Source organism: Pedobacter sp., from assembly GCF_965249885.1.
In the GTDB taxonomy this organism is placed as follows: domain Bacteria; phylum Bacteroidota; class Bacteroidia; order Sphingobacteriales; family Sphingobacteriaceae; genus Pedobacter.
This window is the reverse complement of the sequence record NZ_OZ252254.1, coordinates 3,702,292-3,717,698: the sequence shown is the minus strand read 5'-3', so window position 1 is coordinate 3,717,698 and position 15,407 is coordinate 3,702,292. Positions and strand designations below refer to the sequence as shown.

Below are 15,407 nucleotides of genomic sequence, written 5' to 3'. Positions count from 1 at the left end.
TTATTGCAATTCTTTTCTATCTATGGTAGATTTTTTTACTATTTGATGAACTTACCATTTCGCATTACTGCAGTTACCTTTAAATCATCTAAGGTTAATGCTACAATATCAGCACGCCTTCCTTTTTCTAGCTTCCCGATATTTAGGTTATCCATTGTTAGCGCAGGTACTTGCGACGCCATTTTTAATGCCTTTGGCAATGGTATATCGGCTTTTATTACTGCATTACGAACTGCATCGGCCATGGTGATATTGGACCCTGCCAAATTACCGTTTGCATTTACATACCTTCCGGGTTCATGTATAAATGTGATGCCATCCATTTCTAGGTTTTTTTCTCCTATGAAGGTAGCATCAGATACCAAAAACAGCTTCTCGCCAACTAAACGATGTGCTAACCTTACCGCAGCGTAGTTGCAATGATGTCCATCTACAATGATCCCGGCATAAACACCGTAATTAAATGCTGCACCCAATAACCCGGGCTGTCTGCCAGTAAGCCCAGACATGGCATTGTAAAGATGGGTGACGCCAATAATCCCCTTCTCAAAACTGGCGACGGCAGTCTCGTAAGTGCTATTTGAATGCCCCGCAAAAATCTTCACATCGTAAGAAAGTATCATTTCGATTTGTTGGTCGGTCAAAATTTCTGGAGCAACGGTTAATAGTTTAAGCACACCTCTACCCGCTTCCAATATTTCCTTTAATTGTTCATCGGTTGGGATTTTGATATGCTTAGAATTATGAGCTCCCTTTTTCTCAGGGTTGATGAAAGGGCCTTCCAAGTGCATCCCTAAAATTCCAGTTGCTGGATCAGCCATACATTTTCGAACAACTTTTAGCGCATGGAGTATGTTCTCTTGAGAAGTACTTACTAAAGTGGGCAACAGTGAAGTAGTTCCTCGCGATAAGTGATCTTTGGCCATCTGCAATACTGTTTCTTCAGTAATCGCATTTGTAAAAAATACTTCACTGCCTCCATTTACTTGTAGGTCTACAAATCCGGGTGTAATTAAATTTCCTCCCATATCAACAGTAGGTATGTTTTCTGGTCTGGCTTTAGAAATATCTTGGATAATAGCATCCTTTATTAAAAGACAATGGTTATCAATTAACTTATCTTCATTATTGTAATACTTAAAATTCTCTAACAAAAGCTCCATCATCTTCTTTTTATTGGGCTACATAACCTCCATCTATTACTACCGCTTGCCCCGTTACACCTTTTGCATTTTCTGAGGCAAGAAACATAACATAGTCAGTAATCTCTGCTACTTCTAGTAATCTTTTTTGTGGTACGAGTAAGTAAATTACCTCATTAAGTACTTCTTCTAATGCTACACTTCTTTCCCTTGCCAAATCGGCCAATTGGTTCCTCACTAAAGGTGTATCTACATAACCCGGGCAAAGTGCATTAACGGTGATACCAAAACTGGCTCCTTCTAAAGCAGCAACTTTGGTTAAGCCTATTACGCCATGTTTTGCACTATTATATGCAGCCTTACCAGCAAAACCTACCAAACCATTGATGGAAGCAATATTGATGATCCTACCCCATTTTTGTTGTTTCATTACAGGAAATACATTTTTAGTAATGATAAATGGCGCCACTAACATGATCTTGATTAATTTCTCAAACTTATCGGTGGGGAAAATTTCAATTGGTGCTACATATTGTATCCCTGCACCGTTAATAACAACATCAATTCTTCCAAAGAGCGCTAAGGTTTTTTCAATGGCGTCAATAATATCTGCCTCGCTTGAAACATCGCATCGAAAGCCCGTTACCTTAAGGTTCATTTTTTCCAAACTAGAACATACCTCCTCAATTTTTCCCAAATCTATGTCTGTCAATACCACCTTATGGCCATTTGTGGCAAAGGCTCTTGCTATTTCAAGGCCAATGCCACTGGCCGCCCCGGTGATAAACACAATTTTTTCTCTATCCATACGATGCTCCCCTACGCTATTTCCATTTCTTTAACCTTATCATCAACAACAAGTCTGCCTTGCGTTGCCTTTTTAATCTCTGCAATGCTTACCCCCGGCGCATACTCTAATAATCTAAATCCGCCTTCGCTGTCAATATCCATTACGGCAAGCTCGGTTACAATTCTCTTTACGCAATTTTTTCCTGTAAGTGGTAGCGTGCACTTTTTTAGCAGCTTAGAATCGCCATCTTTATTGACATGCTGCATGGCTACAATAATATTTTTGGCAGAAGCCACTAAATCCATAGCGCCTCCCATGCCTTTTACCCGTTTATTCGGTATTTTCCAATTGGCGATATCTCCATTCTCTGAAACCTCCATGGCACCAAGAATGGTAAGGTCGATGTGCCCTCCTCTGATCATGGCAAAACTGTCGGCAGAATTGAAAAGTGAAGCACCTACCGTCATACTGATGGTTTGTTTGCCGGCATTGATCAGATCTGCATCTACATCACTTTCTTTTGGAAAGGGGCCGATACCCAACAAGCCATTTTCAGACTGAAGCACGACATTAAAACTATCGGGTATATAATTTGCCACCAATGTGGGGATGCCTATACCTAGATTGACATAGCTGCCATCTTTAATTTCTTTGGCAATGCGCTTCGCTATTTGATGTTTATCTAGCATATTAGTTTCCTGATGTGGTTCTTTGTTCTATGAGTTTTTGATAGTTTTTACCCTGAAAAATACGATCTACATAAATACCCGATGTATGTATTTCATTGGGGTCCAAACTTCCAATTGGCAGTAGCTCCTCTACCTCTGCAATAGTTACAGTAGCCGCTGTAGCCATCATTGGGTTAAAGTTTCTTGCTGTACCTTTATAAACTAAGTTTCCAGCGGCGTCACCTTTCCAAGCTTTTATAATCGCAAAATCGGCCTTTAACCAATGTTCTAGTAAATAGTTCTTTCCAAAGAAAGTACGGTCTTCTTTTCCTTCGGCAACTTCGGTACCTACGCCAGCAGGGGTAAAAAACGCAGGAATACCAGCACCTCCTGCCCTGATTCTTTCGGCAAGCGTACCTTGTGGAATGAGTTCAACATCCAGCTCTCCACTGAGCAGCTGACGTTCAAATTCCGCGTTTTCACCAACATAAGAGGAAATCATTTTCACTACTTGTTTGTTCTTGAGCATTTGTCCAATACCGTGTTCATCAGTTCCTGCATTGTTAGAAATACAGATTAGGTTGTTCACATTACTTTTGGCCAATGCAGTGATGCTGTTTTCGGGAATACCACATAATCCAAATCCACCAAGCATGAGTGTTGCTCCGTTTGGAATATCGGCAATCGCCTCGGTAGCATCTTTAACTATTTTGTTTATCATTTAAATTCTTTCTATGATGATGGCGCTTGCGCCACCGCCTCCATTACAGATAGCCGCTAGGCCATATCTGCCTTGTTTAGTTTGTAGCACGTTAATTAATGTGCACAATATCCTAGCTCCCGAGTTTCCAAGTGGGTGCCCTAAGGAAACTGCACCGCCGAAAATGTTAACCTTCTCCGCATCAATATCCATTTCATTAATAAAGAGCAATGGTACCAGTGCAAATGCTTCGTTAATTTCGAAGAAATCAATATCGTTTACCTGTAATCCAGCTTTTTTCATTGCTTTTTCAGCTGCCAGGATCGGGCTAGTGATGAACAGTTCTGGTGATTGCTCTGCTTCGGCATACGCCACTATTCTTGCTAAAGGAGCAATACCATTGCGCTTAAGATAACGTTCTCCGGCCATTGTTAATGCCGTTGCACCATCGCTAAGAGGACTGCTATTTGCGGCAGTTGTTGTACCAGTAGTGGTAAACGCAGGCTTTAAACGAGCTATTTTTTCAAAGTCTACCTTAGAAAATTCTTCATCTACATTAAAAACCTTGTACTCACCTTTGCGTTGCGGCACTGATAAAGGCACAACCTCATTTCCAAAATATCCCATTTGCCAAGCATTGGTACTTCGTTGGTACGAACGTGTTGCAAGTTGGTCTAACGCTGCTCTATTTATCTCGTACTTTGTAGCAATTTGATCTGCCAAAACCCCCATGGTACCAGCACCGTACGCATCTGTAAGTCCATCTAATGCTAATCCGTCTCTCAACACTTTGTCTCCGTATCCCATCCCAAATCTGGCATTTTCGACATAATATGGAACTTGCGACATGCTTTCCATTCCTCCAGCTATTCCTGCAGAAATATCTCCCATTCGTATATCCTGATAGACCATCGCAACTGCTTTTAAACCAGAAGCGCAAACTTTGTTGACTGTTGTAGCACACGTATTTTCTGATAAGCCCGCAAGTTTAGCTACCTGTCTTGCAGGGGCCTGTCCAGAACCTGCCGACAATACCTGGCCCATGACCAAAGTCTGGAAATCGTTTTTCTGCACTATCGACTTATCCAAAGCACCCTTTACTACCGCCGCACCCAATTGCACTGCTGAGAGCGTAGCTATTGCCCCTCCATAACTTCCTATAGCCGTACGAGCCGATGCAACAATGTATACCTGTTCCATTTTTTCGGTTACTTCACTTGGAATTTATGCACTACCGAATTAGACTTGGTGCTACCGTTACGCAGGAAATACAGTCCCGATTTTAGCTTAGAAACATCGACGAATAAACCATCGTCATTAAGCTTAAATGTTACCGTTTGCTTTATACCATTAAGGTCGAAAACATTGAATACTGTTGGATCTGTGCCTACATTCTTTACTAAAATATAGTTGGTTGCAGGATTAGGATAGAGTGATGGCGCATTGTTGCCAAGCACCCGAACCGATACGGGCAAATAAACCGTCGACTTTCCATCGGTATCATATTGTTTTAAACGGTAATAACTGGTGCCTGTTAATGGGCGTTCGTCTATTGCAGTATATGCTCTCTTCTCTTGGCTATTGCCTGCACCATTGATTTTTACGACAGATGAAAACACTTTCCCATCAGTAGAGCGTTCTACTTCGAAAAAGCCATTGTTGGTTTCAGATGCTGTTTCCCATTGTAGCTTTACTTGATTACCTACAACATTGGCATTAAAAGATAGCAGCTCAACAGGTAATGTTACCGGACCAACAATAGTGCCCGTCCTGCCCTTTCCAGATACGTCTGGTACCGAAGTGCCCACTACATTTTCAAAATCCCAAGCTGCTAATAGATTCGCCGTTGCGCTATTCACCACCGTGGTGGTCATATCTGATATGAGTTCTGCTGGCGTAAAAGCCTTGTTCCATACTCTAATATCATCCATCTGTCCCACAAAGTATCTGTTCTGGTCTACGCTACGACCTATGGTCAGATCTACGGCATTCTCAAAGGTCAACGTTCCAATACCCGCATTGTAGGTTGTTCCCTGCAGCACCCCATTGACGTAGGTTTTTGTATTCTGCTCTACGACATCTACTACCATGGCCAAATGGTACCATTGATTTAGGTTCATGTTATAACTTGCTACCGTAGATCCGGTATTGACATTGGTAGTAGACCTCATGTTAATGGCATATGCACCGCCACTTCCTACTGTCATTTCATAGCCTACGCCAGATGGGTCTCGTTTTCTGAAAACAGGCATATTCTTCCATTGACTTGTTCTTATCCAACAGGTAACGGTATAGTTTTCTCCCGCAGCGATATCCAAATCATTATGATCTGAAACCGTAATGTAGTTTGAAGTTCCGTTGAATACCATATTATATCCTGATTGCGATTTCACTTGCGATACATAGCCCAATACAAGACCTAATGCTAATAGTAGTTTTGTTTTCATAATTTTAGTTTTGGTTAATATCTTTTACTCCCTATTACAACGATTTTAAATATTCGCCTAACAATGACCTGCAATACCATTCTTGTCGAGGTAAATGAAATGGTCCTTTGTAGAGATTACCTTTGGCGGTTTGCGCTACCCTACCATCGCGGTGCAAGTAGCCAAACCATTCTCCATTTTTACTGTCGTGGAAATTTTTATAGGCATAATCGTGCACCAGCTTGTGCCATTCTGCGTATTTTTCGTTGCCTGTGATAGTATAGGCCAACAGTGTAGCTACAATGGTTTCATTTTGAGGCCACCAGAACTTCATATCCTGCCAATATTCTTGCACTGGTTTATTGTAAACATCTCTGAAATAGATGATACCACCATATTCCTTGTCCCAGCCTCTCTCCCACATATAATCTATCATTTTACAGCCAAGCACTATTAAGCGGGCATCATTGTTACGCTGTTTAGCTTCGTGGAGGATGAACCAACCACATTCAATGGCGTGTCCGGGATTGAGTGTTCTTCCATCAATATGGTCGATGATCTGTCCATCTGGCGCAACCTGTTCCATCACACAGCGAATATCATCTTTTACAAAATCACGTTCCACTTCTGCAATCCAACCATCAATTAATTCGGTACAGTTAATGTTCCCTATCTCGTTTCCAAAACATGCTCGCATTTGTTGGGTGATATACATCATGATCATCGGAAGCCCGAGTCCTTTTGCTGGTCGCACATCGGTAAACTTTGGCACTACAAGATCAGGAGTTGTAGCGTAGTACACTGTTTTTTGAAAAAGTTCGATGGCATGCTTTTTAGCCTCTTCATCTCCACTTGCCTTAGCATATGCAGAGAAAGCCAATACAGCGAATGTTTCCGAGTAATAGTATCTCCTCATACGTATCGGGCTTCCATCTCTCGCCACATGGAAATACATCTTGCCATTTCCATCAAAACAATGCTTTAATAAAAAGTCGTAGCCTAACTTGGCTCCAGCCAACCATTCGCTACGCTGCTCTACGGTATCATATAATGTAGATAATGTCCAAGTTGCCCTGCCTTGTATCCAAACTGCTTTATCATCGTCTATCAATGTTCCATCTTCATCACGCATCAACAGGAAACCACCATGTTCATGGTCAAATGATCTCGGAAACCAAAAAGGAATAGTGTCTTCTAACAACTGTTTATCGTAGAACCTGTAAAGCTCTTCAAAATACGCTCTGTTCATTTGTAATCTGTGGGTAGGTTTATGCTATTATTTTTTTAGTTGACGACACTTCAGCGGGCATTAGCGATCTAAAACTTTCAAATCCTAGTGCTTCTACATCATTTCTGAATTGTTTGAAACTATCTCCATCCATATTCTTAATTGGTGCACGGAATGTGCCGCAGTCTAAGCCGAGCAGTTTCATATAGGCCTTGCCTACCGATATACCACCGTATTTACCCAATAGGCGAATCATATCTATAGATTTTTGTTGTAATGTGGCAGCGAGTTCGTTGTCTCCCTTTACATAGGCCTCTATTAGTTGATGATAAAGGGGAGCTGCGTAGTTAAAGGTACTTCCAACAGCCCCCTTCGCACCCAACACTAATGCCGAAATCATATTCTCGTCTCTACCCCAAAGCATATCGAAATGTCCGCCTGCAAAGTTCATACAGCTTTGAAAGTCCATAAAATCTTCGTGGGTATACTTTACACCTGCAAAATTTGGGATAGTGTGTTTCACTTCGGCAAGCAAGCTTAGCATCGAAAAATTTGCTCCTGTAAGTACCGGGATGTGGTAGTAATAAAAAGGCATATCTGGTACCGAAGCGGCAATTTCCCTACAAGCATCAGCTAAAGTTTGTACCGAATTGGGCTTGAAATAAAATGGAGCTGTAAACGACACCGCATAAAGTCCTATTTCTCGGGCGTAAACGGCAAGTTCTATGCAATCCCTTAGACATACTCCTCCCAAAAATACCATCACTTTAAAATCGGTATCTGCAACTGTACAATCTGCCCAAGCTTTGTATACTTGTTTCTTTTCTTCTAAAGTCATTGAAACACCTTCGCCTGTTGAACCACAGATGAAAGCGCCCCTTACGCCATTCTTCTTTAATAAAAGATAGTAATCGCTAACGGAATCTGTATTCAAATTGCCATCATTATCCATCGGTGTAAAAGGTGCTGCAATCAGTCCTTCTAGCTTTTCTATATTCATTGTATCTTGATTTTAATATTATTTATATCACTTTACCTCTACCTATAAGTTTCTCAAAAGACAATAGCTATCCCATTAGGCTATTTTTGAGCCTTTCAGATTTTGAAAAATCAAAACCTATTTAACTGATATGGTTAATTTTAATTTGTTTTATTGATTGACATAGGCTTTTAAGATTAAGGCCCAATGCTTATATCCATCAGGGGTTAAATGCAAACCATCATTTGTGTAAGCTTTGTTTAATTGTCCATCTACATCTTTAAAATGATTGTAAGAGTCTATGAGGACTATATTTTCTTCCGCCGCAATTGCACTGATTGCACTATTCAATGGAGGAATACGGCCCGCTCTGCTTAAATGAGTTGGAAAATTGGTAAATGTATTATTTAAAGGTAAAAGCGTATTAAAATAAATTTTAGTTGATGGAGAACATGATTTAATTGTCTTGATGATAAGCTTGTAGTTATTTAGGATTGAATGATCGGGAACATTCCCTGCTAAATCATTGATCCCGATTAATACAAATACCTTCGCTGGCTTTTCTCTTAGTACTTCGTCTAAACGTGCCAAAACACCAAATGTAATATCTCCAGATATACCTCTATTTTTCGCATTGGGGTTAGCTAACAGCTCGCTCCAATCTGTACCAGCTGTAATGCTGTTTCCAACAAATACGATATCTTTTGCAGAACGCATCTCACTCTTAAATAGATTAAGCCTGGCCTGATAGCCAGAGGGTCTATATAAGCTGTCTACAGTAGCCCCAGGAATTTGAGCTAATGATCTGTCGCCTGTAGTCACAGTACCTATGATTGTACCAGTATGTCCATTACCTGAAACATCAGGTACAGTGTTGCCTGTTACTTTTTCGAAATCCCATGCCGCAATTAAGTTAGGTGTTGTATTATTTACAGCAGTTACTTTCATATCTGCTAGAAGTTCATCCTTTGTTAATGCCTTGTTCCAAACCCGTATATCGTCCATAAACCCTAAAAAAAACCTGTTTTGCGCAATGCTGTGACCTATAGTCACATCCACTGCATTTTCAAAACTAAGTGAACCGATTTGTGCATTTTCCGTAGTACCTTGAAGCTCGCCATTGATATAAGTTTTTGTGGTATGACTCTCCTTATCTAAAACCATTGCCAAGTGGTACCAACCATTTAAAACCATTAATATGTCGCTAGTTACAGTGGAACCTGCATTTACACCAGTAGTACTACGCATATTTATGATATATGACCCATTGGAACCCACTGTCATTTCGTAACCCAAGTTGCTGGCATCACGCTTCCTGAAAACGGGCATATTTTTCCAGCTGCTAGACCTTATCCAACAAGTGACCGTAAAACTTTCGTCCTTATCTATGTTTAGCGCATCGTGATTAGCAACATTAATATAATTTGATGAACCATTGAATACCAGGTATTTTGAGTTCTTCGCAACCGAAGGCAGAGAAGGGTATACACAATCGGTACAACAAGGCTTTGTATCAATAATATCTTTTTCTGGCTCTACGCTTGCCTTACTTTTTTTACACGCAATTGCAAGGCATAAAACTATTAGAACATTGCTGACCAATAAGATTATCTTGTATTTCATTTTTTAAATATGATTTTGCAATTGAAACCTATTTTCTTTCTCTTTCTCCAGTTACTACCGTACCCGTAATAGTTCCCGTGTGGCCATTTTCAGAAACATCAGGGACACTGTTGCCAGAAATCTGCTCAAAATCCCAAGCTGCAAGTAGATTAACCGTAGCATTTCCTACAGATTTGGTCGTCATGTCGGTAGTAAGCTCGGTTGTTGAAAGTGCTTTGTTCCAAATTCTAATATCATCTAACTGACCCAGAAGAAACCTACTCTGTGTTGCGCTGTAGCCTATACTAAGGTCAACCGCATTCTCAAAACTAAGCGTACCCATATCTGCGTGTGTAGTAGTATATTGTAAGATACCATTCACATATGTTTTGTGTGTACGGTCGGCAATATTATAAACCATCGCAAAATGATACCATTCATTTACTGCAAGATTGGTTACCGCATTAAGTGTACCTGTATTTACCCCATTGGCACTTCTCATGTTAACGAAAAAGATAGGCGTGGTATTTACCGCTAATTCATAGCCTGTATTTGATGCATCTCTTTTTCTAATCACTGGCATGTTCTTCCATTGACTGGTTCTAATCCAGCAGGTAATGGTGAAGTTCTCACCGGGAACGATATCGAAATCGTTATGATCAGCTACGGTAATGTAATTGGTTGTACCATCAAACACCATTGTCTTGGACGCATTCGCTGCAGGAGGTGGTGGCGGTGGCGGATCTGCGGTAACAGCAACTGCTCCCGTGGTATCTAATACCGGCGGTGGACCACTCACATAAGCTGTTTTCTTACAGGCCGAGATAGCCAAAAAAGTAAGAAGTATTAAAGCAAAAGATTTTGAGATATGACAAACATTCATTGTTCTTATATTTTAGTTGCTAAAAAATCTATCTAATATATCCAGGTGTCTGCGTAAGTTTTGGATCAGACTCCAATTGGGCACGCGTAATTGGCAAAAGGAATTTGTATTTGGTTGCCTCTGTTAAAAACCTAGGTTCAATATATTTAAATACCCATTTATCGCCAGCCCGTCTTAAAGCCCACCAACGTTTTCCCTCACCTATAAACTCTCGTAGTTGTTCTTCTAAAATGGCTTCTATGTTTTGATCTTGTGTGCCATTAACATAAGGTGTATAGCCTGCCCCGTAAGCTCTTTGGCGAATTTTATTAATTTCGGTAGCTGGACTTTGCAACAGTTTAGCCTTGGCCTCGGCCAACATTAAAAGTACATCTGCATAACGATAGATAGGAAAATCGTTATCATAGACTCTTAAACCACTTACTTCCCTACCAATGTATTTAAGTAAAATTACGCCCTTATGAGAAGATGCACCACTAAGGAAAAATGGCCTAAAACTAGCTGCAATTCTTCTATCGGAAGTATTACTACGTAGTTTTTGTAACATGGCAACGCTCATACCTATACGGTTTTGACCCACAGCCAACGGATAGGTACTAGCCACTGTAGGTCCGGTACCATTGTCTAACCTGTCTGATGTCATAGCCACATTGATCAAGAAATGACCATTGAAAACATTGTTTACTACTTGATTCTGCTCATAATTGATTGCAAAAATGATTTCCTTGTTGTTTTCCTTTTTGGTAGCGTCGAAACTATCCGCATAACTGGCGTTTAGCCCAAAATTAGTCCCTTCTAATGCAACCAGTTGCTCCAAAGCCTGTTTGGCCGTATTTAAATCTGCATCTCCACCATTCATTAAAGTTGCAGACCAGAGATAAACATCTCCCTTAAGCGCCAAAGTAGCCAACCTGTTCCACATTACCCTTTTTGTTGGTAATGCATTACTACCACTAAATAAAGAAAGAGACTGCTCTATATCTGCCTTGATCTGCTGCATGATTACTTCAGGAGCCGAGCGTTCTTTATAAAGACTTCCCAAATCGTCAAGACCAGAAACTACTTCTGTGGTAAGTGGCACACCGCCCCAAGTTTTCAAAAGCGTGTAGTAAACAAAAGCCCTTAATCCGTAAGCTTCTGCCATAAATTTGTTTCTTTCTGTTTCTGGAAGATTGGATTGCGAAATGAGGCGTAACTCGTTATTCAATACATAAATTGAACCGTAGAATGCTCCAAAATTACCTACCGGAACATTGTCTACATCAATATTATGGGTATACAAATTGGCCATGGTTGCATCTGCAGTTTCAGGAAAAACACCGTCTGCCCATATCTCTGACCTTATTTCCCCCAATTGCATAAGTGTATTGGTATATCTTCTGAAATGAGAATAGGTACCATAATGCAAAGCTCTTGCAGCATTAGGATCTTCTTTGATCAGCTTTTCGTTGAGTGCAGTTTGTGGTACAACTTCTTCTAGCTTCCCTTCGCAGCCCATTGTCAACAACAAAAAAGCGGCTGCCGTAATTCTCAAAATATTTTTAAAATCTTTCATGATCATTTTGCTTGGTATTAAAGGCTAAGGTTAAGTCCAAAAGTTATCCTTCTTGGCAATGGGAAACGCCCGCTATCATTTCCTCCCATTTCGGGAAAAGTACCGTTGTAACTTGTAAAATAATGTAGGTTAGAACCCGAAACATAAGCTCGTACGCCCTTGATCTTATTTTTGAAAAAAGTTTCGATGATCTTTGATGGGGTGTCATAACTCAAGGTTACTTCCCTTACCGCCAAATAATCGCCTTTTTGGTAATAATTAGCTGCCGCGATGTAATTAGCGCCATAATTACCCAAATAGAAACGAGGTAGCGTACCTTGCTTACTATATTCTGAATAGGTGTACTTTACATCTTCTGGACTGTTTGCCGAACCTTGTGCTTGGGCCATTCCCCTTAGCCAAGTTTGGTCTATGATGACGTGTCCGGCGGCAAAATCAAATTGCGCATACAGGTTAAAGCCTTTATAGCCAATTGAGGTATGAAAACCTCCCATAATGTTAGGAGTGGTTCGTCCCACGTATACCCTATCTAAGGCATTAATGATATTATCTCCGTTCAAATCTCTCCATCTGGCATCACCCAAAAACTTCAAGGTTTTATTTAAGTAAGGCAGATTGGTGTTGGTCAATAACGCATCACGATCTAGCTGTTCTTGAGTAGTGTAAATTCCATCATAAACGAAAGCCCAAACTTCATCTAAACCTACACGTTGACCTTGATAAAGCCCCCCAACATAGCGCTCTGTACCTGTAGCGGGATCCCAAACATAAGAACCATCTCTACGATTGCCATCCAGCCCATTGTCTACCAATTTTTTAGCGTAATTGGTCACCTTTGAAAAATTACCGCCAAAATCTAAAGACAGTCCGCCGGGCACCTTAGGCCTTATGGCGCTGATTTTCAACTCCAGCTCTATACCTTTATTTTGTAATTGTCCCAAGTTTGTAGTATAAGTGCTAAAGCCTGTCCAAGATGGAATAGTTAAGCTGGTAATTTTATCATATACATCACGTATAAAGTAATCTGCCATTAGAGAGATTCTATTCTTAGCAAAGCCTAGATCCACACCTAGATTTAGCGAAGCTACTTTTTCCCATTTCAAGCCAGTATTGATAAATGCTCCTGGCAGAAATCCGGTTACTCCGTTATAAATACCATTGTCGTTATAAGGTGCATCTAGCTGAAATTCGGAAAGTGAAGTTACCCTACCATTTTGACCATAGCTTACACGAGGCTTAACGGTGCTGAGGTATTTATTTGCAAAACTTCCTTTAAAGAAGTTCTCGTTATGCAAGTTCCATCCGGCAGAAAACCCCGGGAATAAATCGAACTTTTCATCTTCTAAACGAGATGAACCATCGTATCTTAAGTTAACATTGAATAGATAGCGCTGATCAAAATTATAATTCACCCTACCAATGATAGACGACAGCCTTTCCCAAGCAGCAAATGAAGATGAAGGCACTCCTACGGTAGTTGTTGCCGCAGAAAGCCATGGAATAAAATCTGAAGGTGCTCCACTAGCTGCAGCTCCAGAAGTATAATACTTACGCTCAAAATATTCGCCACCAGCTAAAGTATTAATGGCATGCTTACCAAACTTTTTATCGTATTGAAGAAAGGCGTTATACGTGTATTGTTGTTCTTTATTTCTAGAAAAACTCGACTCTCTGGTTGAAATCAATGCCCCTGCATTTCCATTTCGATATTCCTTTCTAAATACATCTGCTTCCGAAAATTGCATTAGGCCATTTCCAGACACTAGAAATTTAAGCGCTGGTACGATGGTGTATTCTAAGTTTATCCCTCCGGCAAAACGATAAGAACGTTGATTATTAAAAAACCGATCTTTAAAATACAAGGGATTACCCATAGCCGAAGCATCTCCTCCCGGCAGTACTTCTCCCGTAATTTCATCATTTAGCCTCAATGTTGGCGCCGCAGCCACAAAACGTTGGAACGGTCCTCCGGAAGCCGCAGTTGTCCAGGCTGTAACATAAGTAGGTCTTTCTGTAATATTATAACCAGAGAGATTTAAGCCTACTTTAAGATTCTTATTGACATTTAACCCGCCGTTAAAATTTAGGTTTAAGCGTTTAAATCCTGAAGTTACCACCATTCCTTTGTCATCAATAGCGCCAAGACCTAGCGAAAAGTTACCTTGGTCGTTTGCACCAGAAACATTAAGATAATGATCCTGCAGGGTACTTTCTTGTAGCAAAAGATCTTCAAAATACTCGAAAGAATGTGCTTTATATAAAATAGAATCTTTAACCAAAGGATTGAATGGATTACGATCCACGACTAAACTCCAGCCCGGCTGTCCCAACAAATGACGGTTGGCATTCTGCACCAATTGGGTACTGTAAAGCGAGTTAGAGGAATTAACGTTGTTTGGGTTAGCGGCCCAGCCCCAATTAGCCGTCAAATGGCCAATTGTTGTTGCCAAGCCATTGTTATTATCGGCAATATTTGCAGCATATCTACTTGCCAGCCCTTGTCTGTTCCATCTGATGTAATCCTCTCCGTTAAGATATGGTATGGGATTTCTCCTCACCATGTTGTTCGCCATTTTGAGCTGATAACTGATCAGTGCAGTACCTTTCTTACCTCTCTTTGTAGTAATTAGCACCACACCATTAGATGCCCTTGCACCATAAATTGCGGCAGACGCTGCATCTTTCAACAAATCAACCGATTCTATATCATTAAGATTTACACCGTTAATATTAGGCAACACCACTCCATCTACTACAAAAAGAGGTGTGCCGCTACCGTCCCAATCGGTACCACCTCTAAAAGATATTTCTGGCGCCGACCCGGGAGCCCCAGTGGCTTGCTGCACACGCAAACCGGTAACAGTACCTTGAAGCACCGTAGCCAAATTGGTATTAGGCAAAGATTTAAGTGCTTTTTGATCCAAACTAGAAACAGCACCACTCAAGTTTGCTCTCGACTGTGTTCCGTATCCAACTACCACAACTTCATTTAAACCCGAAACATCTTCTTTAAGCACAATTTTAAGTGTAGTGCTTTTTACTACTGCAATCTCTTGAGGTTCGAAACCTAAATAAAAAAACCTTAGCACATCTTTAGCGGCGGCTCTAATATTAAACCTACCTTGTCGATCTGTTTGCACCGCAACAGCAGACTTGTCTTTTACCTGTACGCTCACTCCTACCATTGGCAACCCATCTTCCCCCACAACCACACCAGAGACGTCTAAGCTCTGTGCCAACACCATGGTAGAGGCAATCAGTATAAAGACCGTACTTGTTAAAAATAATTTACCCAGAAACTTCATAAATTTGATTTGGTTATAATTGTATTATGTATGACATTATAAAGGTATGAATATTATTTACATACCTGCAAATTATTTAACATCTTTTTTTAATTTATTTAACAAACGTATTAAAAGGTTATCGATTTA

Annotated in this window: 12 protein-coding genes; all 12 read right to left on the bottom strand. The window is 40.5% G+C overall.

The annotated features are described in order from the left end of the window. Positions 1-38 precede the first annotated feature (38 nt). A complete protein-coding gene (gene nagA / locus ACY2A0_RS15825) occupies positions 39-1,166 on the bottom strand; it encodes an N-acetylglucosamine-6-phosphate deacetylase (protein WP_461791689.1) in 1,128 nt (375 codons plus the stop codon). A gap of 7 nt (positions 1,167-1,173) precedes the next feature. Then, positions 1,174-1,950, bottom strand: coding sequence for a 3-hydroxybutyrate dehydrogenase (locus ACY2A0_RS15820; protein WP_461791688.1), 777 nt, complete (start codon positions 1,948-1,950; stop codon positions 1,174-1,176). An 11-nt stretch (positions 1,951-1,961) separates the two neighbouring features. Next, a complete protein-coding gene (locus tag ACY2A0_RS15815; RefSeq protein WP_461791687.1) occupies positions 1,962-2,621 on the bottom strand; it encodes a 3-oxoacid CoA-transferase subunit B in 660 nt (219 codons plus the stop codon). A gap of 1 nt (position 2,622) precedes the next feature. Further along, positions 2,623-3,321, bottom strand: a complete 699-nt coding sequence (locus ACY2A0_RS15810; protein WP_461791686.1) for a CoA transferase subunit A — start codon at positions 3,319-3,321, stop codon at positions 2,623-2,625. Continuing rightward, positions 3,322-4,500 (bottom strand): thiolase family protein, encoded by a 1,179-nt coding sequence (locus ACY2A0_RS15805; RefSeq protein WP_461791685.1) that lies wholly within the window; start codon positions 4,498-4,500, stop codon positions 3,322-3,324. Positions 4,501-4,508: 8 nt separating this feature from the next. Continuing rightward, a complete protein-coding gene (locus tag ACY2A0_RS15800; protein WP_461791684.1) occupies positions 4,509-5,747 on the bottom strand; it encodes a LamG-like jellyroll fold domain-containing protein in 1,239 nt (412 codons plus the stop codon). Positions 5,748-5,781: 34 nt separating this feature from the next. Next, entirely contained in the window at positions 5,782-6,975 is a 1,194-nt protein-coding gene (locus tag ACY2A0_RS15795; protein WP_461791683.1) for an AGE family epimerase/isomerase, read from the bottom strand. 19 nt (positions 6,976-6,994) lie between these two features. Further along, a complete protein-coding gene (locus tag ACY2A0_RS15790; protein WP_461791682.1) occupies positions 6,995-7,954 on the bottom strand; it encodes a dihydrodipicolinate synthase family protein in 960 nt (319 codons plus the stop codon). A gap of 150 nt (positions 7,955-8,104) precedes the next feature. Next, positions 8,105-9,556: a GDSL-type esterase/lipase family protein gene (locus ACY2A0_RS15785; protein WP_461791681.1), complete on the bottom strand. Its 1,452-nt coding sequence runs from the start codon at positions 9,554-9,556 to the stop codon at positions 8,105-8,107. A gap of 28 nt (positions 9,557-9,584) precedes the next feature. Then, positions 9,585-10,418: a LamG domain-containing protein gene (locus ACY2A0_RS15780; protein WP_461791680.1), complete on the bottom strand. Its 834-nt coding sequence runs from the start codon at positions 10,416-10,418 to the stop codon at positions 9,585-9,587. 28 nt (positions 10,419-10,446) lie between these two features. Continuing rightward, complete coding sequence (locus ACY2A0_RS15775; protein ID WP_461791679.1) at positions 10,447-11,973, bottom strand: RagB/SusD family nutrient uptake outer membrane protein; 1,527 nt, start codon at positions 11,971-11,973, stop codon at positions 10,447-10,449. Between the two features lie 17 nt (positions 11,974-11,990). Continuing rightward, positions 11,991-15,278: a SusC/RagA family TonB-linked outer membrane protein gene (locus tag ACY2A0_RS15770; RefSeq protein ID WP_461791678.1), complete on the bottom strand. Its 3,288-nt coding sequence runs from the start codon at positions 15,276-15,278 to the stop codon at positions 11,991-11,993. Between the last annotated feature and the right edge of the window lie 129 nt (positions 15,279-15,407).